This window comes from Streptomyces sp. NBC_00539, from assembly GCF_036346105.1.
GTDB lineage: Bacteria > Actinomycetota > Actinomycetes > Streptomycetales > Streptomycetaceae > Streptomyces.
Map to the genome: position 1 here is coordinate 370,466 of NZ_CP107812.1, position 21,357 is coordinate 391,822.

21 protein-coding genes and 1 pseudogene are annotated in these 21,357 nt (G+C 70.2%); 11 read left to right on the forward strand and 11 right to left on the reverse strand.

Annotated elements, in window-relative coordinates:
- The first annotated feature begins 504 nt into the window (after window positions 1-504).
- Together OG861_RS33815 and OG861_RS33820 are read left to right on the forward strand one after the other, a co-directional pair.
- Complete coding sequence (locus tag OG861_RS33815; protein WP_330262026.1) at window positions 505-1,560, forward strand: JmjC domain-containing protein; 1,056 nt, start codon at window positions 505-507, stop codon at window positions 1,558-1,560.
- Window positions 1,561-1,569: 9 nt separating this feature from the next.
- On the forward strand, window positions 1,570-2,379 hold the full coding sequence (locus OG861_RS33820) for a hypothetical protein (protein ID WP_329202859.1): 810 nt from the start codon (window positions 1,570-1,572) through the stop codon (window positions 2,377-2,379).
- A gap of 397 nt (window positions 2,380-2,776) precedes the next feature.
- On the opposite strand, the gene OG861_RS33825 is transcribed toward OG861_RS33820, so the two are convergent.
- A complete protein-coding gene (locus OG861_RS33825; protein ID WP_329202857.1) occupies window positions 2,777-3,175 on the reverse strand; it encodes a hypothetical protein in 399 nt (132 codons plus the stop codon).
- Complete coding sequence (locus tag OG861_RS33830; protein ID WP_329202855.1) at window positions 3,175-3,441, reverse strand: hypothetical protein; 267 nt, start codon at window positions 3,439-3,441, stop codon at window positions 3,175-3,177. Before OG861_RS33830 ends, OG861_RS33825 begins: the two co-directional genes overlap by 1 nt.
- 383 nt (window positions 3,442-3,824) lie before the next feature.
- On the opposite strand from OG861_RS33830, the gene OG861_RS33835 reads away from it, so the two are divergent.
- Window positions 3,825-4,493, forward strand: coding sequence for a hypothetical protein (locus OG861_RS33835; RefSeq protein ID WP_329202853.1), 669 nt, complete (start codon window positions 3,825-3,827; stop codon window positions 4,491-4,493).
- Window positions 4,494-4,584: 91 nt separating this feature from the next.
- Here the strand turns inward: OG861_RS33835 and OG861_RS33840 are convergent, their stop codons facing one another.
- From OG861_RS33840 to OG861_RS33880, 9 genes are all read right to left on the reverse strand, one after another.
- Window positions 4,585-4,875, reverse strand: coding sequence for a hypothetical protein (locus tag OG861_RS33840; protein WP_329202851.1), 291 nt, complete (start codon window positions 4,873-4,875; stop codon window positions 4,585-4,587).
- 692 nt (window positions 4,876-5,567) lie between these two features.
- Window positions 5,568-6,110 carry a hypothetical protein gene (locus tag OG861_RS33845; RefSeq protein WP_330262027.1) on the reverse strand — a complete coding sequence of 181 codons (543 nt, stop codon included), beginning with the start codon at window positions 6,108-6,110 and terminating at the stop codon, window positions 5,568-5,570.
- Between the two features lie 169 nt (window positions 6,111-6,279).
- Window positions 6,280-7,098, reverse strand: a complete 819-nt coding sequence (locus OG861_RS33850) for a hypothetical protein (RefSeq protein WP_329202844.1) — start codon at window positions 7,096-7,098, stop codon at window positions 6,280-6,282.
- Window positions 7,099-7,327: 229 nt separating this feature from the next.
- Complete coding sequence (locus OG861_RS33855; protein WP_329202842.1) at window positions 7,328-8,176, reverse strand: hypothetical protein; 849 nt, start codon at window positions 8,174-8,176, stop codon at window positions 7,328-7,330.
- 135 nt (window positions 8,177-8,311) lie between these two features.
- Window positions 8,312-9,142, reverse strand: coding sequence for a DciA family protein (locus OG861_RS33860; protein ID WP_329202840.1), 831 nt, complete (start codon window positions 9,140-9,142; stop codon window positions 8,312-8,314).
- On the reverse strand, window positions 9,142-11,031 hold the full coding sequence (locus tag OG861_RS33865; RefSeq protein ID WP_330262028.1) for a hypothetical protein: 1,890 nt from the start codon (window positions 11,029-11,031) through the stop codon (window positions 9,142-9,144). Before OG861_RS33865 ends, OG861_RS33860 begins: the two co-directional genes overlap by 1 nt.
- Window positions 11,032-12,262: 1,231 nt before the next feature.
- Complete coding sequence (locus OG861_RS33870; RefSeq protein ID WP_329202836.1) at window positions 12,263-12,970, reverse strand: AAA family ATPase; 708 nt, start codon at window positions 12,968-12,970, stop codon at window positions 12,263-12,265.
- Window positions 12,964-14,307: a UTRA domain-containing protein gene (locus OG861_RS33875; RefSeq protein WP_329202835.1), complete on the reverse strand. Its 1,344-nt coding sequence runs from the start codon at window positions 14,305-14,307 to the stop codon at window positions 12,964-12,966. Before OG861_RS33875 ends, OG861_RS33870 begins: the two co-directional genes overlap by 7 nt.
- A gap of 1 nt (window position 14,308) precedes the next feature.
- Window positions 14,309-15,223, reverse strand: coding sequence for a sigma-70 family RNA polymerase sigma factor (locus OG861_RS33880; protein WP_329202833.1), 915 nt, complete (start codon window positions 15,221-15,223; stop codon window positions 14,309-14,311).
- Between the two features lie 376 nt (window positions 15,224-15,599).
- Between OG861_RS33880 and OG861_RS33885 the strand changes: the two genes are divergently transcribed.
- From OG861_RS33885 to OG861_RS33920, 8 genes and pseudogenes are all read left to right on the forward strand, one after another.
- Window positions 15,600-16,451 (forward strand): hypothetical protein, encoded by an 852-nt coding sequence (locus OG861_RS33885; RefSeq protein WP_329202832.1) that lies wholly within the window; start codon window positions 15,600-15,602, stop codon window positions 16,449-16,451.
- A 158-nt stretch (window positions 16,452-16,609) separates the two neighbouring features.
- On the forward strand, window positions 16,610-17,152 hold the full coding sequence (locus OG861_RS33890; RefSeq protein WP_330262029.1) for a WhiB family transcriptional regulator: 543 nt from the start codon (window positions 16,610-16,612) through the stop codon (window positions 17,150-17,152).
- A complete protein-coding gene (locus tag OG861_RS33895; protein WP_329202828.1) occupies window positions 17,149-17,493 on the forward strand; it encodes a hypothetical protein in 345 nt (114 codons plus the stop codon). Before OG861_RS33890 ends, OG861_RS33895 begins: the two co-directional genes overlap by 4 nt.
- A 136-nt stretch (window positions 17,494-17,629) precedes the next feature.
- Window positions 17,630-17,815 (forward strand): hypothetical protein, encoded by a 186-nt coding sequence (locus OG861_RS33900; protein WP_329202826.1) that lies wholly within the window; start codon window positions 17,630-17,632, stop codon window positions 17,813-17,815.
- Window positions 17,816-18,030: 215 nt separating this feature from the next.
- Window positions 18,031-18,222: pseudogene (locus OG861_RS33905) on the forward strand (DUF5999 family protein); the annotation flags it as partial.
- A gap of 225 nt (window positions 18,223-18,447) precedes the next feature.
- A complete protein-coding gene (locus OG861_RS33910) occupies window positions 18,448-18,813 on the forward strand; it encodes a hypothetical protein (protein ID WP_329202824.1) in 366 nt (121 codons plus the stop codon).
- A 92-nt stretch (window positions 18,814-18,905) separates the two neighbouring features.
- Window positions 18,906-20,924: a hypothetical protein gene (locus OG861_RS33915; protein ID WP_329202823.1), complete on the forward strand. Its 2,019-nt coding sequence runs from the start codon at window positions 18,906-18,908 to the stop codon at window positions 20,922-20,924.
- A 59-nt stretch (window positions 20,925-20,983) separates the two neighbouring features.
- Window positions 20,984-21,148: a hypothetical protein gene (locus tag OG861_RS33920; RefSeq protein ID WP_329202821.1), complete on the forward strand. Its 165-nt coding sequence runs from the start codon at window positions 20,984-20,986 to the stop codon at window positions 21,146-21,148.
- Window positions 21,149-21,357 lie beyond the last annotated feature (209 nt).

Genomic DNA, 21,357 nt, shown 5'->3' on the forward strand with positions numbered 1-21,357 from the left:
CGCAGCAGCTCGCCGATTCCGTCCGGGCTCACCATGCCGGGCCTCCCCGAGTGTGGGTCTCGAAAGACCATCCTGGCCCCCCAACGCGGCACCCCACAGCGGGAATCGGCCCCCTGGAGCGGCCCTCCCCTGTGGTCTTCCCCGGACCTTCAATGGTCGAACGGAACCGGCCGGGACAACGCCTCCAGGGGCTCCCCATCCCAGCCGGCCCCGCACTGGCGCCCGCCTCGCCTGGGGGCGGCGGGCGCCGTCCACGCTCCATCCGACACGAGAGAAGGAGTACGTCATGAACCTGATCCTCTCCAGTCGCTCCATCAAGGGGGCCGCGACCCGGACCCCCGACGGCGGGGGCACCGGCAAGGGCGACGGCAACGACTGATCGCCGACCATGACCACCGCGATTGACGCGGCGGTCCGGAGCCTCGGCGGGGAATTCCTCGCCGAGGCTTTCGGCCGCTCCTACCAGCACTGGTCACAGGCCGCCGACCTCAGCGGCATGTTCACGTGGGACGACCTGAACGACCTGGTCGCCCGACACCGCCTCGACGCCCCGCGCCTGCGCCTGTTCAACGACGGGGAGCAGGTCCCGCCGTACGAGTACCTGCACACCTCGATCACAAGCGCTCCGAAGTCCGCCACCGCGTCGAGCCCTCCGGCCTCCACCAACAGATCAGCGCCGGCGCCTCCCTGGTCCTGGACGCCGTCGACAAGCTCCACCCCGGCGTCCAGGCCCTGGCCGAGGCGCTGGAGCGGCACTTTCGTACCGACGTCCAGGCCAACCTGTACGCCTCCTGGCACCCCACCGAAGCCTTCGGTATCCACTGGGACGACCACGACACGGTGATCTTCCAGCTCGAAGGCGCGAAGCGCTGGAACCTGTACGGAGCCACCCGCACAGACCCGCTCCGCCTGGACGTCGAAGCCCCCGAGAAGCCCACCGGGCCGCCGCTCGCCAAAGTGATTCTGCAGGCCGGGGACATGCTCTATGTACCGCGGGGCTGGTGGCACGCGGTGGCTGCCACGCAGGGCCGCTCCCTGCACCTGACATGCGGGCTGACCCCAGTGACCGGCCACCACCTCCTGCTGTGGCTGGCCGGGCAGCTCCTCCACTCCCCCACCCTGCGGGCGGGCGTGCCCATCGTGGCCGGCCCCGCCGAGCGCACCGCGTACGCCGAGCAGCTACGCAAGGAGGTGTCCGAAGCCCTCCACCCGCACATCGTCTCGGAGTTCGCCGCCTCCCTGGACGCCCGCGACCCCGGCCGCCCGGCCCCCTCCCTCCCGTACATCGACGACGTCCCAGCCGACCCCGGGCTGGTCCTGGCCCTCACCACCGCCCGGGCCGCGCTGGAGGCAGCCGACGAGGCCGTCGTACTGCGCGCCGCCGGACACGAATGGGAGCTCCACCCATCCGTGCGCCCCGCGCTGGAGGCCCTGGTCTCCGGCGCCCGCCTGACCCTCGGAGAACTGGCCGACCGCTCCGGCCTCACCGTGGAACAGGTCGCGGCCCTCGCCACCGAGCTGGTATCCAAGGACGCGGCCGCCGTCTCCCAGCCGAGGTAGGGATCCGCCATGTTCGACGCCCCCGCACCCGCCACCGTCGACCGGATGCTGGCCGCCCAGCAGCACGCCGCAAACCAGTTCGGCCTGCGCGCCACCGGCCGGCGGGTGTGGGGGTACCGGGGCCGAACCTTGTCGGGGGCTGCCGGCCCGCACTGGCTCCGCGTCGTCTGCGCCGAGGCCGGCACCGAGGGCGACAAGCTGTGGAACGGCCCCTCCACCTCCCGCGCCCTCCCCGCGTCGGTGCCGCGCCCCGACCTGTTCCGCATTCGGGACTGGACCACTGAGGGCTACGCCTACCGGGCCGAGCTGTACGGCCTCGCCCCCGACCCGATCGTTTCCCCGCGTCCCGTCCTCGACGAAGACCCCGGCCTGCCCGGGACGTGGTGGAAGGAGATGGTCGCCGCCTTGGACACCCTCGCCGACGTACCGCCGCCGACAGACCGCGAAGCCGTACACGAGGAGTACCTCCGCCGCGTCATCCCCCAATTCACCGGCCACCAGCTCAACGACGCCATCACCTGGAGCACCGCCCACGGCGACCTCCACTACGGCAACATCACCCGCGGCCCACACATCCTGGACTGGGAAGGATGGGGCCGCGCCCCCTACGGCTCCGACGCCGCCACCCTGTACCTGTACGCACTGCTGGTCCCCGCCGCGGCCGCCCGCATCCGAACCGACCTCGCCCCCGTCCTGGACCGGCCCGAGGCCCGCACCGGCCTACTGACCGTGTGCGCCCAGGTCCTCCAGGCCCAGGACCGCACCGACTTCTACGCCGAGCTCGCCGGCCCCGTACGCGAGCAGTTGCCCCACCTGTAGCGGGGCTGCTGCACACCGGCCGCCGTTTCCATTAACCCGCGCTGGTGGAGCGGATCGCCGACCGACTCACCACCGACTACGGCCTGCTCCAGTCTGACCGGACTGGACGCCCACGGAACGAGCCGCGTATGCCCCGGATGCTCAGCTCCCCGTTGTCCGCCCTGCGTAGCACCTCGCCCCCGTTCTTCAGCGCCACCAGCCGGTCCGGGTGCCTCGTGAGTTGCCTCCGGTACCAGGAGCCCGGCAAGACGATGGTCCGCACGCCGACCGATCGGCGTGCGGACCAAAAGAAAAGAGGGGCAGTGGCCAGCGATGGCGAGTGCCCCTTCAAGTGCGCCGACCGCAGCACGGGGTGCAGACCCCCGCCGGGTGACACGGCTGGTCTTGGACGGTCCTGTCAATGATCAGGATGGACGGCCTGGACGCCGGTGCCGTCGTACAGCTCGGGCTCCAGAGTGAGCAGGTACCGGCCGGCGGGGAAGTCTGCCGAGGGGCGGGCCGCGTGGATGGCGTGGACGGAGGCCCAGCGGTGCCCGGCGTGCAGGAGCTCGGTGGCGGACAGGGCGGCGGCGGTGTCGAAGGGCTCGATCTCGATGAACCGCAGCCCGTTGATGTAGGCGAGCAGGCCGGGCCGCCCGGTATCACCCGCGGTCAGGGAGAGCACTGGGGCGTAGAGGGTGCCCAGGCCGCCGGAGGCTTGTACGTAGAACGCGGCGACGGCCTCGTTGTACGGGTCCTTGGGGTCGTGAAGGGCGGTAGCGGTCGTGTGGTCCAGGACGACCGCGATCGGCCCCACTACGCGGCCGCCGAGTCCTGGCTGGCGCCGAGGCGCTCCAGGAGGCCACGGGCCTTCGCCTCGGCCTCCTCGCTCGGCACGGTGCCCAGCATGGAGGCGAGCTCGGCACGGGCCTGCTCCGCGCGCTCCGCGTACTCGGCCTGGGTTGGACGGCCCTCAGCGAGCTCCTCGACGAGTTGCCGGATCGTGGTGCCTTGCTCGGTCGCCAGCGCGGCCAGGCGGTCACGGGTGGCCGCACTTACCTTGATGCTCGTTTCATCTGCCATACACAGACTCTACTGCGGGTAGAGACCTGTGTGGAGGTTCCGGCGACACCGTGCCCGGTTTGTTCGGCTGGGCAAGCGGGGCGTGGTCGTTTCCACTGGAAACGACCACGACAGGCGGTTCCGCGCCTACCGTCCGCTGGAAGCGGCGACCGCTCCTTCTTCGCCCAGCCTGTGCAGGTCACGGAAATGATCAAGTTGCCTTCACCTCCCCCTCACCTGCCCCCTCCGAGCGTGAGGGAATACGAAAGCACAAGGGCCGCCCGGCAAGCCGGGCGGCCCTTGTCTGAGGTCTGAACCCTGGGGGTATGGCCTGCCCACTTTCGAGGGCTACCAGGGACGATTCCAGGGTCTTCGCCACCCAGTGTACCTACGATTGCCCCACCATGCACAGCACGCCGCCCACCAGCATCGAGCCGCCCGACGACAAGGCCGTCATCGAGCTGATCACCCCCGACCGGCTGAACCCCTACCTGACCGCGTGCGCTGGCGATTCCACCGCCGCACTCGCGCTGTACCGGTGGAACAGCGACCTCGCCGCAGCGTTCTTCGAACCGCTCGGGCATCTGGAGATCATGCTGCGCAACGCGCTGGACGCACGGCTCGTCGCCCGCCAGCAGCGCCGGGGCCGCACCACCGAGTGGTACATCGACAGGCAGGTCCCGCTCAGCGGCAAGGCCCGGGCCGATATCGCCCAGGCTCAGGAGCGTGCCGGACGGGCCGGCGCGACCATCCCGCGCGGGAAGATCATCGCGGAGCTGAGCTTCGGCTTCTGGCGCTTCCTGCTGGCCCGCCAGTACAAGACCAACCTGTGGCCCGACCTGGCCAGCGCCTTCCCCCACGCGCCCAACCGTGCCCTTGCCACGGTGGAAGATCCGGTCAAGCGGCTTCACAAGTTCCGCAACCGCATCGCCCACCACGAAGGCATCTGGCACCTGCCGCTCGAAGCCCGCCGAGACGACATCCACACCGTGCTCGGCTTCATAGCGCCAGCCGCCGCAACCTGGGTCGCCGACGCCTCCCGCATCGACGACGTCCTCGCCCGAAGCCCCTGACCTCGCGCCCTTCCCCCACGCTGTCTCCTCCCGAACGCCTGCGCGGGGCGCGGCCGCCACCCGGGTGCCTGTTTGCCGCCGGGTGTCACGGTCAGGCGGAGGGACGCAGCCTGGTGCCGCCGCCGCTGCCGTTCAGCGGGCTCAGGGTCTCCAGGTGGGCGCCTTTCACCCATGAGCCCAGCAGGTCGCGGTGCAGGGCCACGATGTCCTGGCCCAGCGCCAGGCCCAGCGCCGCCTTCGTGAACGCGCGGCAGGTGGTGACGAACAGCGCGACGTCGGCGCCGTGCTCGAGGCGGGCGGTGCGCGACGCGGCGCAGGATCTGCTCGTTCGTGTTGGGCGGTACGTCCGCGACGGCGGCCGGGCTGCCGGGCTTCCACGCACGGATCAGCTCGGGCAGGCGCAGCCGCTCAGGCCACCAAGGCAGCGCCTGTCCGGCGAGTGCGGCGACATCGCCCCATTCGGCTTCGTACTCGATACGGGGGTGAGCTACCTCGGCGGCGACCAGGGCGGGCCCGGTGATACCCACGTCGCCATACAGGGCGCAGACGGTGCGCACGCCGTCCGGGTTCCCGGCCTGGGTCAGGGCGGTGGCGACGTCGGTGGCGACCTTGCGGTTGTGGCTGTGCACGAAGCGGATCGTGCCGAGGGCGGTATGCCAATCCAGCGCCGGTCCACGCGAGGTGTCCTTGTAGCCGCCCCACCGGCCGGGCGTGAGGTCTTCAGGCAGCGGGCGCAGCAGCACGGCGCCGCGGTGGGAGAACTCCGGCGTCCGGGCCGCCCACTGGTAGAGCTGGGTACCGTCCCAGACCTCTTCGGGCTCCTTCCGGTCACCGGTCAGGCCGAGTGGCACGGGCGGCTCGGTCGGCTGGGGGAAGTCGTCGTACTTCCGTGCCAGCCGCCACAGGCCGGAAGGAGGTGACGCCCAGTACTGCCTGGACCTCCGTCTTGGACAGGTAACTGCTGTTCACGCCCATGTTGAGACTCCTCACCGCCCAAGGGCCGGCGGTGGCCCCGGCCAGATCATGGGACGGACCGGCCCCCGGCACGCGAAGAGCTCCTGGGCCTGCCCTAATTCACACCTGCATTGGCTGAGAAGCTGCTGTTGGTCGTGGTGTCGATGCCCGCACCTGCCACTCGCGTTCCAGCTCAGGACAATGGCGAACAGAACGCCGGGACCGCATAACCCGATATGAGGAATGCACGGTGTTCCCCAGCACCGGCTCGATGCCGTCGTCGTCCCACACCGGCTCCACGGCCTGGTCCAGGTGCACGCGCAGCCGGCGGTGCCGGGAGGTGATGTCCACCAGTGAGCCGACCGGTGCCCCGTTCGGCTGGGCGAAGGCGATGTCGGCCTCCTCGCCCCTGTTCAGGAACCAGGCGGCGGCCGCGGACTTCACGTACAGGTGGTCGGCGCTGGAGATGCCTCGGGCCCGGCGGCCGCAGATGTGGGGTTGGCCGTCCGGGCCGGGGTGATGGGCGAAGTGACAGACCCGGGCGGTGTAAAGCTTCGTGGTCCGCTGGGCTCCGCATCCGCCGAGGAGCAGACCGCACCAGAACGTGTCGAGCTGATGCCGATGCCGGCAGGCGTCCAGCTCGATTGCCTCCAGCGGCAGCATCAGCGGCTCCTCCGAGTCCGCGCTGCCCAGCACCGCCGTCTGGATCTGCCGCCGGTCACCCCGCATACCCCCAGCCTTCGTTCCAACTTGACGTCGTCGGCTGGCTCCGCAGCGGGCCCTCCAGCGCGCTGACAGGAGCGGCGCACGATGGGCTCGGCCTGCCAACGGATCAGGTCACAGGCGGAAGCACCTTGTAGCGGAAGTCCACGGCCGCATCCCAGCCGACGGTCCCATAGCGGTGGTGCTGGCCGTCGCTGCTCACTGTCAAGAGCAGCGACGCGTTGGTATGGATGTGCTTTTCCTCAACCTGCCAGACGATCTCAAGGTCCTCACCCTCGCCAGCGTCGTGGCTTGTTCCGTCCGGCGTCTGCATACGCCACGTCAGGGGCCTGCTTTGCGGATCGACCGCGCGGCAGGTGAACCGCACAACGTCGCCGGGGCGCAGGGTCACGCCGGTCCGCACCATGAACATCTGATCTTGAGCCGAGATAGCTGTCTCGGTGCTGTGGCCGAAGCTGTCGCGCACGATTTCGACGCGGGGAAAGTATTCGCCGGAGGCGTCCTGGCCGCTGACGTGGATGGTCACTCGGTTCCTGATCTCTCCGGCGATGGCGCTCATCAGTTCCTGCTCGAACGGCAGGAGTTCCCGGCTATGTGCGACGGCGTTGCGCATAGCCTCGATGCGGTCCAGAAGGACGGTGATCTCCTTCTTGGCCCCCAGGGCTCCATCGAGGAGGTCCCAATGCCTGGTTACGAGTCGGGTCAGCTGGGTGAACTCGGCATAGGTGATCAAGCTCGCTGACACGGCGGCCGCACCTCGCTTGGTGCGGCGCTTGGCCTCTACCTCCTGCTTTTCACGGAGCCGGGCCAGGTCCTCGGTGGTGAAGACCTCCTGGAGCCAGTTGTCGCCGAACTTGTCGCGTAGCGAGATGGTAAGCAGTTCCCGCAGCGACCGTTCGCAGCTCGCGAGGGCTTCGGAAGGATCCATGAGAGGCATTGGACAATTCTCGCTGTCCGGGTGGTTAACAGCTAGCGGATTCCACAGAGCGCGGAGACAACGAGTGAGCCTCCGACACGGCGGCACGGCGACGCCGCCGTATGCCCGTGCCGCACGCGCTCTTGCGGGCCGGGCGCAGCGTGGCGGCCTCCGTCGCCGCGGCCTGACGGCGACGCTGGACGCGGCGGCCTGCTCGTCGGTCCGGTGTAGCAGGCGGGGATTACAGGGCGGGGGCGCACCGTTGGCAGCGGGCGTAGTTCCGACCGCCCTTGGGGCCGGTGCGCTCGGCAATCCATGCCCTGGCCTCCTCTGGGGTCATCGCCGTGAAGGAGGGGTAGGAGCGGGCGCCTTCGAAGATGTCGCGGTCGTAGGGCACGACGGTGTGGCTGTAGAGGTGCAGTGCCTGCGTGTACGCCTCGCCGACCGGGCGGGCGTAGTTGTCCGGGGTTTCCCGCTTGACCACCGAACATGTGGTGTCGTGAATCCCTCGGCGTCCGGCAGCGAAGGGGTACACCTCCGGCTGCTGAAGGCGGTGCCACAACACGTCCGACTGGTCGAGCAGCTTCTCGAACCACGAGCGCTGCTCTTCGCACAGGGCGCACCCGCCGGCTGCCTGGCAGCTGGCCCGGACCTTGGCAGGGTCCTCGAACGCCCTGCAGCCGAAGGGGCCGTACAACTTCTCGGCGGCTTCGAGGAGCAGGGCTCGGGCCGCGCTCGCTTCCACGATGCCTTGCTCAACATGCTCAAGGAGGTCAAGGACGGCTGGGAGTTCCACCGCGTACCCCCACCCTGCAGAGATCTCCCGCCGGCGCTCTTTCGCAAACAGGTCCCCGAACGACATGAGCACCCCGGGCAAAACGGCTCCACGGAACGTGAAATCTACCGCGACCCCTCCAGTGGACTCGCCGCCGTAGAGGTCGCCGTCACCCTCCACGTCCCATGGTTCCACGGTCACCGGGGTGGACTGTTCGGGAATGTGTACGGCCGCCGTGCTGCCCGTCGGCGTTTTGACATCGGGGCGGGGCTTCTTGGCGGAGGAACCCTGCTTTGTTCGGCGCTTCTTCGACATCTCACCGACTCCATCGTCCGACCGGCTCTCCTGGCTGACCACCCCGAGAGCCGGATATCCAGGGCAGCACATTCTGCCCCTTGGCACCCTCCTTCACGGACCGGCGGCTCAGCCGGTCTGACACGGACCGGCGGCTCAGCCGGTCTGATCCAGTGAGTAGGTTGCCCTCGGGACCTGGGCCGGCAGCTGGGCGAGTCCGGCCCGCTCGGCTCGGGCTCGGTGCAGTGCCCGCAGGCGTACGGCTTCGGCGTCACGGCGCCGCTGGACAAGTACAGCGTCGACAGGCGCTGGCTGATCGACGCGCACCGCCTCGGGCTCCGGGAACGCGTGACGGCTTGCCTCCCGAAGGACCCGGTTCTGCCGCCCGACGGCAGCCGCGGTGGCCGGGTCCGGCTGTCGCTGGGTGTGGGCCTGCTGGTGGGCCTCGAGTGCACGGCGGTAGCCGGCCGTCGCTGTTTCGCGCGTACGTACCGGACCCTGCACGACCGGTGCACTTCCCGGGACCGGCTCGGCGGCCGCGATGGGCGCGGGCAGGGGGCCGGGTGACAGCACGCGCACCGTACAGACCGCGTCGGTGCGCGCCGAGCGGTTGGCGTCGGTGATGATTCGCGACGCCTCCAGCCGGGCCTTCGTCGCCCAGGCCGTGGAGTCCGGGCGCAGCGTCAGCTCCCCGCGTTCCGCGTCGTAGCCGACCGCCGCGACGTGTTCGGCGAGGTCAGGGGCGAGGACCGCCCACCGCTCGCACAGCCCGGCGCCGGCTGTCGGGGTCTCCCAGCCGCGCTCGGCCATGAGCGCGGTGAACGCCTCGCCGAGGCCCATGGGGGCGCGGCCGTCGCGCCGGACCGTCCGGGTCAGCCGCGGCTTGTTCTTCGCCGTGCGGGCGCCGGTCTTCTTGGCGGCCTCCCGCGCGGCCCGCAGGGCGACACGGGCCAGGTCCACGCCGCTGGGCTCAGCACTCTGGCTCATCACGCCACCTCCCCGGCAAGCTCCCGGGAGCGGTGAGTGAGGCAGACGTTGCGGGTCGGCAGGGCCCTGCGGGTGCAGGGCACTTCACCGTCGAACCCGGAGCAGGCCCCCGGCACCGACGGCGCAGCGGGAGCGGCAACGGCGACAGTCAGGGCATCGGCCTCCTCGCGGCACAGCTTGCACAGACCGGTGTCGACGGCCCGCCCGGTCAGGAAGATCACGCACCCGCAGTCGCCACACGAGGCACGCCGCGGGCCTTCGGGCTCCCGGGGCACCAGAACCGGCGCGGGGCGCCGGATGGCGGCGTCCAGCTCACAGTCGGCGCAGCGCCCAAACGGTCCGGGTCGGGTGCCGTGCTGGGGGCACAGGCCCTGCTCCAGGCGCTGTTCGCACTGGCGGGCGGCGCGCTGGTCCTGGACGATTTCGGCGCACAGATCGCAGGCCGCGCCGGTCCGCCAGATGATGCTGGCCTCGCAGTCCTGGTAGCCGCAGCCCCAGCGGGGCAGGGCCACCCCCAGCAGCCACCGGCCCGGATCGCGGATGTCGGAGAGCATCACCTTGGCCAGGCGGGCCGTCAGCCGGTGCCGGAGACGGTCGGGGGCGGTGCCCTCGCGCAGCTGACGGCCCACCTCACGGGCGATCTTCCGGGCAACGAAGCTGCTCGTTACCTGCTCCAGCAGCACGTGGACCGGCTCCAGCACAGCGTAGATCTCCGGGCTCATGGCCAGCTGCGGTCCGGTGTGCGATGACCGGGACGACCCGCCATCCTTGCTGGTGCGCTTTTCGCTGCTCGGCTTCGAGGAGGGCTGGCTGATCTCACCCGCGCGCAGCGCGACACCACCCCCGCTGGTCGAACGTGTCGTCGCGGCAGCCGGGATTTCCACAGCCTCAGCGCCCTCAACTACCTGTACCTCGCCTACGGCGGGTGAGATGAGTGCACGCTCGTCATCCGGTGAGTCAGTCCTAGGTGATTCCTTATAGGCGAGGGATCCCTCACCAACCAGGGAACCCGATCCCTCACCAACCAGGGAACCCGATCCCTCACCAACTTGGGAACCCGATCCCTCACCAACTTGGGAACTGGCCGACCCCTCAGAACCACTGTCCACAGCTGTCTCAGCGGCCTCCGGAGCAGCGCTGCAACCGTCGGCCGGGACGCCCGGCCGGGCCTCCGGAGCGAGGTCGTGCGCGATGTACAGGTTCCGGCCCCGCTGCCCCGCACGCCGCTGCACCGTCAACCAGCGCGCAGCCTCCACCTCGGTGACGACCGCTGACGCAGCCGTCACCGACAGCGCCTCGCCGGCCTTCTTGCCCGAGTGGTGCCAAAGACACGAGGCGAGCTCCGCCTCGGTCAACGCGATCCCCCGCGCCTGTGCGTACGCGACCAGCGCGTACACCCGAAGCTGCCGGGGCGTGAGGTCCTCCGCGGCCGCCACCGGCAGCCACACGAACGCCTCCTCACCAGACATCGGCCGTACCGACCGCACCGCCGACTGCCCCATCCCTCCCGGCAGCGTCCGGCGCGCCGAACGCAGCTCCACTACACCGTCCGGGCCCGGACGGCGTAGCTGCGTCATTCCTCGCTCCACCGACGCCGCCGACAGCCCCAGGTACGAGGCGATCGTCTCCGTCTTTGCCTGGCAGCCCTCCGGCCGCGACGCCAGCGCCTTCACCTTCACGTACACCGACAGCGACACGTCCTGATAGGCCGGCGACCACACCAGACGCATCGGCACACGAACCCGCTGCCGTCGTACCACCCCCGCACCCGGCACCGGCTGCAGCGCGCTCCGCTGGCCGGGAATCCTGACCGGGGCCCCGCCGACCTTGTCGACGTCGTCCCAGAGCGGGCGGTCCAGTACGGCGGCCGGCGCCGCCACGGCGCTCATCGGCCCACCGCCCCAACAGGAGCGGCGAAGACCGCATGGACTGAAAGCGTCTGTGTCGTCATCGAGGTGTACACGCCAAAGCGGACACCCCCCTGAGCAGTCGGAACGCGCGATTCGTCATCCACCCGCCGACCCTGCACAAGACGGCCTGTGGACAGAGCCCGCTGAGCCCGGATCACCCCCGGCGCTCCCGCGCGGCGGGCAGAAAGCTTGGAACCCGTTTCGTCACACGTGACGCGGCCCTGGCGGACGCCGCCGTCGACGGAGTTGTCGTCGACCTCCCAGATGGGGTGCACGAGCGGGGCGGCAGACACCGCGACCGCGCTCGCCGATCCGAGGCCGAAGGGGTTGCTCTTGTAGCTTCGTACCGGAAATCCAACTTCCGGTGGGAACCGCGTAAAGATGAATGAACCGGACACCGATCCCGTCACACGGGAAGCGGGAATGACTCGAACCGGACCGAATCGGACACGGTCGAGCTGACAGGGGACACCATTCTCGTGCACTATGGCGGGACACCAACCTTCATATGGATCGTCCCGACCCGCGACCAGGCCCCTGCCAAGGGACCTGACCACGGCCGAGCGCTCTGTACGGACGGAGCCCCGAGCCCGACGGCCTGCCAAAGCCGCCGGAACCCGGGGTGACGCTGGTGGCTCAACAGAGGCCCCCTGCCAAAGGGACTTCTGAGGAGCCGGGGTGGTCCGCTGCCAAGCGGACCGGGTGACCCGCTCGCCAAAGCGGGGTTTTGCAGGGAACAGATCCAGCTCTATGAGCTGGAGCCCAGGACCGGGGCCTAATCCGGGAACTGGGCGGCCGACCTGATGGTCGGCGAGATGGGCCGCGCGGGGCCACAGTGGATTGCTAGTCCACCTATCGGCGCGCGCGGCCGATGGCCGCTAGGTCATGCCGACCCCCTCGAACTCGAGCGGAGTCGGCGCATACCCAAAGGCGCGCCCGATGGCGTGATCGCGAAGACGAAACGGCGCAGATACGCGTGCAGTTCCGCAGACGCGGGTACTCTTCATCCCGCGATCACCTCCCATCAGGTCTCGCCCAAACGAGGCTTCGCCCCGTTCGAGAGCCCTGGGACCCGGCATGGTCCTGGGGCTTTCGCCGTTTCCGATGATCCACAGCCTAGCCTCATGTCCCGACACAACCGCAGGATGAATTCCAGCAACGTCCGACGTGCCTCGAGTGCCGAGTCCACCCGACGGGAATCGCGGAAAATTCATCGGTCACCTGTTTCGCGCGGCCAGCCCAGAGCGGTCAACAGGGTGTCGGGCTGCCCGTCGTAGACAATGTGGGTCTCGTCAGTGTCGGGCTCGTGAAACCGGCCTGCGAATCGGATCAGGTCCTCCTCACTGAACTCGATCGAGTTGGGGTCGATGTCAGCGAGCTGATTCCGTTCCCGGATCCGTGACCAGCGCACGTCATGCGGGACCGGCAAGTACACCAGGACTGGAATGCCACCGGACTCCATCACCAGGGCCTGCCACTCGGCCCGCTCCTCCGGCGTCCAGAAGCCGTGGTCGACCACGACATCCTCGCCAGCCTCCACGAGAGCGCGGAGTTCAGCAGCGATGTCGTTGAGGACAGGAGCTTCTCGAACCCGAAACTCCCCCCGGGGGAAGTCAACGCCGTACCTGCCGTAACGGCGGAACATCTCCTCGTCCGGACACAACCGCTTGAAGCCAGCCCTTGCGAGCGCCAACGCCAGCGTTGTCTTACCGGCACCTGGCATTCCCGTCATCAGAACCACGCAAGGCCCCTGCATAAGCACGCCTCCGGCTAGGGCGGAACTGATGCGAGCGATCTCAGGCTCCCTTTCCTCGGTCAGAGCCTCAACCCGCTTTGCGCGCAGGAGATCGCCGAGGCGCTGCTCCAGACAACTGATCAGGGTGTCATCCATGGCGAAGGTGTAGGTCGTGGTCAGCACGTCATATCCGCCGTTTCGACACGAGTACGGCCGGGGGCGCCGAGGTCCACGCCGAACTCCAGAGGTCGGCCTTCGCCGTCGAGGAACCGAGCGGAGAGGACCAGGATCGCTTCCCTCGAGGCGGGATCGAGCTCCAGGAGCTGGGCGTCCTCGGCGGTGGCGATGCGGGCTGCCGTCTCGTCCATGCGTTTCACAGCGTGCCGACCCGTTTCCCTGGCGATGAGGTCCAAGGACGTGCCGCCAACGAGACGTTCGCTGCGGACCAGTGCGGGCACGGCGTGGGCGAACTCTGCCGGAATCCAAGACGTCGAGTGCGCGACGATGCCGTGCCGGTCGCGATAGACGCGAGTTCGCCGGATGACGTCGACTCCAGCCTCTACGTCGAGCGCGGCCGCAACGTCCTGCGGGGCGGGAGTGAGTGCTGCGGTGTGTCCGTCCGACCGCTCCCCGGCGCCCCAGGAGGAGCCGGTGTGTTTTCCACGCTCCAGGCGCTGGGCTCCGGAGGAGAGCGGTACGGGCTGGCCGATGCGCACGTATGCCGCGGTAGCGTCGTCAGACCGCTTGAAGCGCGGCCATCGCTCGCCAACCGGATCAGCAAGCTCGGCCTCACGGGTACGGGCGATAAGCGCTGCCGGCCCCTCCGAGCGCAGCAGGTCGAGGAGTTGCGCCCAGCTCAGGGCACCGAAGCTGTCGACGAGGCGGCTCGCGCCGTCCGTCAGCAGAGCGGCCTGCCGGACCCGGGCGAGGTCGACCGTCCCGGCGATCGCCTCGTCTGCAGCGGCCGGGTCGGTTGCTGCCACCCAGTAGCCGCCGGGCCGGTTCCGGAGCCGACGCTGGACAGTGACAAGTGCGGAGACGCGAGCGGCATGCTCTGGAGTGCCGGTCGGACCCTGCAGGGCGGCGCGCATCTCTTCGCCAGCAACCTCCTCGACCCGCTTGTCGGTGATCGTACGAACGCCCTCGTCGCCGAGGTCCAGCACCAGCACGTTGTCGGAGAGCACCAGGTAGTCGAGGACGTCGTCGCGCTCCCGGATCATCACGACGGTCGAGGCGGGCACGGCGTCCTGGTCCAATGCACAGGTGTCCCGATGAAGGTCGTTCACCTCGGCGATGGCGGTTCGCAGCGCTGCGCGCAGCGACACCGCGTTGTCGCCAATCAGGTTGATCAAGCATGTGCCGAGCTGCCGTACGAACCATGGGGTGCCATGGACGCACCCCATGGGAAGGTCCTTCGGGGCTGACAGGCCGTCCAGCACGACGACCCCGGTAGGGCTGACGTGGACGATGTCCTCGTTCGCATGGCCCACACCCTGGGTCGATGCCATGGATACCTGCACGTCAGGCCCCTTCCGGGCGGTAGAAGGGCGTGATGCGCTCGCTTTCGACGATCTCCAGCGTCTCCGGGTCGAACCGACTGGAGATGAGCGTGGAGAACCTCTTGGCCTTTAGCTCACGGTGCACGTCGGCCAGTTCGTTGGCGAGCCAGTGAACGACGCCGCCGGAGCCGCGGGCGTGGATGCCTGCGATGTAGAGGAAGGTTCCCTGGCCATCTGGCCGGGGCAGCCGGCCAAAGTACGCGACATCACCGTTCTCGCCGCGGTCCATAGGGGAGCGATACACCTGGCCGGTGTTGCGGTCGATGAGGTGCCAGCCGTCCTCGTCCCTGCCGAACCGCAGGTGAGGGTCGCCCTCGAGGATCTGCTCGATCAAGGGCGAGAGCCGCGGACCGCAGATCACGATCAAGTTGTTGCGGTTGAGTCGGACGTTGCCTCCGAGGGGGATCCGCTCGAACCCGATCTCAAGGCCGACCTCTACGGCCAGTTCACGAAGCCGCTCGTACGTTTGGACGTCCTCGGTAGCGATCACAGGTCCCTGCACCGGCTTGTCTCGGCCGTCCCTCAGCCTTCCGTCCTCGAGCTTTTCAGCGAGGGCCACGACGACCTTCCCTGAGCCGAGGAACAGTCGCTCCGGCGGTGCTCCCTTGGCGAGCTGGCTCACTCGGCCCTTGCTGATGCCCAGTTCGGCCGCCAGCTGGGTGCTGTTCAGCTGGCCCACGCGCAGCGTCTCGTTCATCGCCTCGTTGCGCACGACCTGGAACTCGTTGCCGTAGTCCTGTACCCGGCCAACGAGTGTGTGGGCGACTTTCGCGCGCTCCAGAGGATCGGGCACTTCCTTGAGCTGGGACAAGACCACGTCGTAGGTCGCATCGAGCTGCTCTTTCAGAGCGGGCAGAGCCTCGTCGAGCGGTTCCATGCCGTGCCTCCCTTCCTGAGGTGTCATGTTTACCTCATTAAACCGCATCGGTTCAAGGTGGTTGACGCGCGCCGTGACGAGACCTATGGTTTCGGTAGCCGAGCGGTTTAGGGCGCTAAATCCATCGGTTGCGTTCGCTACATCGGCACGTCAAGCGCCCACCACTGCAGGACGCACTTCCCCCGAAGAGGGGGAGGGCCAGGGTCGATAGCTCCACCAAATCCCCTGGGCCGGTCACCTGACTGGATGCCTCTGTCTGCACGTCGCAGCGCAGATGCGCTGTCTGTCCATCAGGACGCCGGGATCGACCCGCGCGGCCTGACGGGCGGAGAGAGCACCGCGACGCGCCCCGTCCCTTCGAACACGAGGAGTCCCCATGACCACGACGCCTGCGATGCCGACGGCCTGCAAGCGCCGCCGCAAGACCCGCACCCCGAACGTCAACTACCTCACGCCGATCACCGCCTCCGACCTCAAGGTCAACGAGATCGACCTGACACCCGGCAAGGAGCACCTGGTCTGCCCCGACTGCTCCACCTGGGTTCCGATCACCGGCACGCTGGGCACGCCGAAGCTGGTGCCCCACCACACCGGCCGCGCCAAGACCGCCGAACCGCGCCGCTGCACGGCCGGTAGCAACCGACTCGTCACCATCGACGTCGAGGCCGACGCCTGGCGCACGAAGCTGATCGAGGGGGCCCCGACCGCCGCCTGCCGGCGCGCCACCAAGGTGCTGCCGAAGCCGAAGGTGAAGACGGCCCCGGCCGCCACCCAGATCAAGCCCGCCCCGATCAACGCGGAGCAGGTCAGCCGGGCGTTCCGCCAGCACCAGCAGCAGTGCCTGGCCTGCAAGGGCGAGGCCAAGAACCGAGACGGGCAGACGCTGCCTTGCCCCGACGGAGAGCGCGTGGCCGTCACTGTCCTCCGGCTGCTCCGCCAGGAGCCCAAGCGGGAGGCCCTGCGCGAATTCTTCGCCCGGGAGCGCCGGCGCTTCGACCGCCAGTACGCCGCAGCGGCCCCCGCGAAGCGGGCGTCCGAGTGGGCCGCAGTGCTGCCGAAGGTGAAGGACGCCGACACCCGACGCTCGCAGCTGCCCGTCGGCGACAGGCCGACCGACGCCCGCAACGTGCCGCTCGCCCCGGGCGACGAGAAGGCGTTCGACCAGCGGCAGGCCGAGCTGGGCAGGCAGTACGCCGCCCGGAAGGACCTGGCCCCGACGGCGGCCTGACCAGCACACCGCGACGAACGATCACGGCCTCGACCGCCCTGCACGACGGGGCGGCCGAGGCCGTGGCTGCTCGTACGGCAGTCATGAAACGACGAACCCCCGGGCTTAGGCCCCCGGGGGTCGTCTTTGCAGTCACCCTCCGGAAAGGGAAGACGCACATGCACAGGATGACATCCACTCAGGCCCGCCGGATGCGGCGCCCGGTGCTCCAGGCCGCGATCGACGCCGGCGCCAAGTGCGCCCAGGCCGACCCCGACCTCTTCTTCCGGGCCGACGGCGAGCCGCCGGCCACTTGGCAGGCGCAGCGCGCCGAGGCGATCCGCTTCTGCCACGGCTGCCCCGTCCGGGCGGCCTGCGAGGAGCTGGCCCTGCGTGACGGCGACGGCAACGACCGCGTCGACGACCTGGTCCGCGGCGGCCGTTCTGGCTACGAGCTGGTCGCCCTCCGCGAGCTCCAGGCCCAGCGCCTGGCCGCCGCGATCACCGCCGACGAGGCCAGCGACCAGGAGTGGAACAAGCTCACGGACCTCGCCGTGAAGCTGAACCGCGAAGCCCGCAGGATGCCGACCCGGAGCGGTGGCATGCCGCACCAGGCCGTACTCCTGGGGCAGCAGAACGAGCGGATCGCCGAGCTCGCCGCCAAGCTGGCTGTGGTGCGCACCGCCCGTCGCGCCCGGACCGGTTGGGAGGTCGCGGCATGACCGCCACCCTGACCCCGCGCGCCGGGAAGATCGACGACATCCGGCGCGAGGACGACTCCCGCGGCTACGAGCGGGACGAGACCGACTCCTTCCACCAGGTCGGCACCATGCTGCGCACGATGGCCGAGCGGGACGACGCCCGGATCCCCAAAGGCCGCCGCGCCCGGCGCACCCTCGCCGAGATGGCCCCCGGCTACGTCCGGCCCCCGCTGCTGTCCTTCAACGTGCCGTTCCGCGCGGCGGACGACGCCTGCGTCCTGTGCGGCTTCTGGACCTGCCGCTGCGGCCAGAACGCCGCCGCCCCGGCGCCGTCGGCGAGCGCGACGGGCACGGTCCGGTGAGCGGCTGCGGCCACCCGCCGACCCTGGTCACCGTGAACTCCACCGGTGCGGACGGCAAGCCGTACCAGTCGGTCAAGCACGAGCCCTGCACCTGCGGGACGCCGCCGCAGCCGCAGCCCGAACAGGAGTAGCCGGCTTGCACATACCGGCCGCCCGTACTGCCCAGCACCACGGGGTACGGGCCATCGCCGCGCGCGGCCTGACCCACCCCCTCACCCAGGCGCTCCTGGCGGCCGCCGTGCTCACCGCGGCGGCCGCCTGGGACGCAGGCCACCGCGTCACCGACATCCACCCGCCCCTCGCCCGACGCGGCAAGAACTGAATACCCGGCGTCCCGCCCGACGGGCCCGGAGGCCAGATTCTCGACCGCAGCCCTGGCCCGCCGCGTACCGGCCGTCGCCCTCTGGGATGCCGCCCTTTCACATGCCTTCGGTCCGGGAGAGTCTCGGGCCCGTCACTCGCCAGGAGAGCCACATGCAGCGCAGCACCAAGCTCGACACCGCGACGACCCCGACCGGCAGCCGGCTGCCGAAGTCCCTGTGCACGCACCGGCCGACGTGCCCGACCGCCGACAGCCCCGACCGCGAGGCCGCGCGCACCATCGCCTCCCACCCCGAACAGGGCTGGAGCCTTCTCTGCAACTCCGTCCTGGTCTTCGAGGACACCGGGGAACTGCTGCCCGACGGCCGGATCATCGACCCGCACCGGCCCGTCGGGGCCATGCGTGCCGGGCTGCCCTTCCGGCTTGCGGACACGCACGCGCTCATCGAGGGCACGGTCGGCAGCGGCAAGACCGACAGCGCCGCGTTCCACAAGATGGCGACCCTGGCCAACTCCTCCCGGTCGGCCTGACGACTGCCTGACCCGCCCGCACCGACCGCCGAACATCTGGCGGCCGGGTCGGGCGGTGAAGGGGAGCCGGACAGCCCGGACCATCAGGACTGAGGAGTTGCTGTGCCCGACACCGCACAGAGCACCGCCCCCGTGACCACATACAAGCGGGGTCAGTACGTCCTCTACCGCAACCCGGAGATGTTCTGGACCGGGCAGGAGGGCCACACCTTCGTCTGCCGTGTCGAGCGGATCTGCGTGGGCGGGACCACCTACGACCTGACCCCGCTGCCGTCGGGCCGCCAGATCGGCGCCGCGAGCCCCGAGTACATGCGGCCGCTGCCGGCCGTCGACGCGATGCGCGACATCGACACCGCCCCGCTCAACACCGGTACGGCCGCCGACATGACCCCGGCCGCCGTCGCCTGGCTCACCCAGCAGGCCGCCACCATCTCCCGGCGCCCGGAACTGCCGCCCCACAGCGGCTGACCCGGCCACGCTCCCCCACCCCTTCCTCCGTCTGCCGACCGGCCCCCGGTCGGCCGATGCAGGAAGCGCACTGCCAGAAAGGACTTCCCGCTGTGACCACCCGACGCCCTGCCCGCCGGCCCGCCACGAAGCCCACGACGAAGAAGACCACCGCCGCCGACCAGTCCGCCGAGCCCACCGAGACCGCCACCGCTGTGGCCGAGCCCACCGCGACCGCCCCGGTGGAGGAAACCGAGGCGCTGGTGACCTCCGCGCGCGCCGAGGCCGACCAACTGCTCGCCGCCGCCCGCACCGAAGCCGCGTCCCTGGTGGACCAGGCCCGCCGGCAGGTCGACGACGCGGACGCCGCCGCCCTGAAGGCGCAGAGCGAGGCGGAGGAGATCCTGGCGGCGGCGACCGCGCAGGCCGAGCGGATGCGCAAGCTCACCGACGAGCAGATCACCGCGGCCGAGGAGACCGTGCAACGCGCCCGCACGATCGCCGACGGCGACCTGGCCGCCGCCGAGCAGACCCTGGCCCGCCGCCGCCAGGCCGCCGAGAAGCTCCAGGCCGAAGCCGAGCTGGAGGCCGGCCGGATCGTGGAAGCGGCCCGCACCCGGGCCGAGCAGATCCGCGCCGAGGCCGAGGAGGACAAGACCCGCGCCCAGACCGAATCCGACGCCACCACCGCGCACGCCGCGCACCTGGTGGAGGAAGCCAAGCAGCGGGCCGCGGACCTCATCGCGGCCGCCGAGGCCGACGCGGAGGCCCGGCGCGAGGCCGCGGCGCAGATGCGCGAGCAGGCGGAGAAGGACTCCGAGCAGCTGCGCACGCAGGCCCGCGACGGAGTGGCCGCCGCCGAGGAGGACGCGGCCCGGATTCTGGACGCCGCCCGCAGCCAGGCCCGTGAGGTGCTGCGGGAGGCCGAGGACGATGCCGACGATCGCCGCACGGAGGCGCAGCAGACGCTCCAGGCGGCGCAGGAGCAGGCCGAGGACGAGGTCCTCAAGGTCCGCTCGCTGGCCGAGGCGAAGGCCGCCGGGGTCATCACCGGCGCGGAAGCCGCGGCCGCCGAACGGATCGCGGTCGCCGAGAAGGAAGCCGCACGGCTGGTCGCCGCCGCCGAGGAGGAAGCCGAGTCGGTTCGCTCCCGCTTCCGCTACGAGCAGCAGGAGGTGTGGCAGGAGCTGACCGCCTCTCGCGAGGAGATCGCCAAGGCGCAGGCGCTCATCGCACTCCAGGAGAAGCGGAAGAACTTCGTCAACACCTGGGGCCCCCGGGTGGCGCTCGGCGCGACGATCGTCCTCACCGCGTCCGGCGAGTTCGCTCTGGCCAAGCTGTCCGGCTGGCCGTGGCAGGTCGCCTGGGCGCTGCCGCTCGCGATCGACGTGTACGTCGTGCAGGCGTTCCGCCGGCACCGCGACGTCGCCGCCGCGCTCATCCTCATGGTCGCCGCGAACGCCGCCTACCACCTGGCGGCCGCCGGCCTCGTCGGCGTCGAGACGCCCGTCGGCGACAAGCTGAAGCCGCTGTGGTGGCTGATCGTGTCGGTAGCCGCCATCGCCCCGTGGGTGATGTGGCGCATCCACCAGATCACCAAGGAACCCGGTGAGACGGCCCCCGGTGAGACCGGCACAGCCACGACGGCGCAGCCGGATGAGACCGACCGCACCCGGCTCACCGGTGAGACCGACACCGCCCGGTCCGCCGATCTCACCGCCCCCGGTGAGACGGTCCCGCACCCGCGCACCGCTCCGGCGACCCTGGCTGAGACGGCCGAGGGTGAGACGCGGTGGGCCCTTGAGACGACACCCGGTGAGACCGGGGCCCCGGTGAGCACGACTGAGACGACGTCTCACACGGGTGAGACCCGCAGGTCAGACCGTGAGACGAACACCAGCACCGGGGGCGCGGTCGCCCTCCCGCTGCGCTCGGTTGAGACGAACCGCCCCGCCCTCGCCCGGGACGCTGAGATCGAAGGACAGGTCACCTCGCTGCTGAGCCTCATGTACCGGCGGCAGGGCCTCGACACCGTCTCAGTCGACGAGGCCAAGGACATCCTCGGCGTCTCACGGGCCACCGCCGGCCGCCGACTTGAGATCGCACGGTCCCGCTACACGAACGTCTCGTGAGACGACGCGGCCAACCCGGCCGCGCCAGCCACCCCGCCAGACCGAGAGGAGCTCCTCCTGTGAGCACGTCCCAGTACGTGATCGGCATGGTCCTCGTCCTGGCAGCTCTGGCCGCCCTCGTGGCCACGCCGCTGCTGATCGTCCACTCCCGCACGACGTACGACCACGGCCCCAGCTGCTTCTGGTGCCACCCGCGCCTGCCGCGCGGGCGCACCCGGCACTGACCGCCCCGCACAGCGTCCGACACCAACAGTGAAGGCCAGCCCAAGTCGAATTTGGGCTGGCCTTCGCCGCGACTGCCGGAAGCAGCAACAGCCTGCCCAGTAGACCAGATCCACCGCCCCCAGCAGGCCCGGTCATCCGTACTGGGACCTCCTCTGTCCTCAGCTTCGGCGAGCCCGGCCCAGCCGGTCCTCGCCGGAGCTGTCGCGCC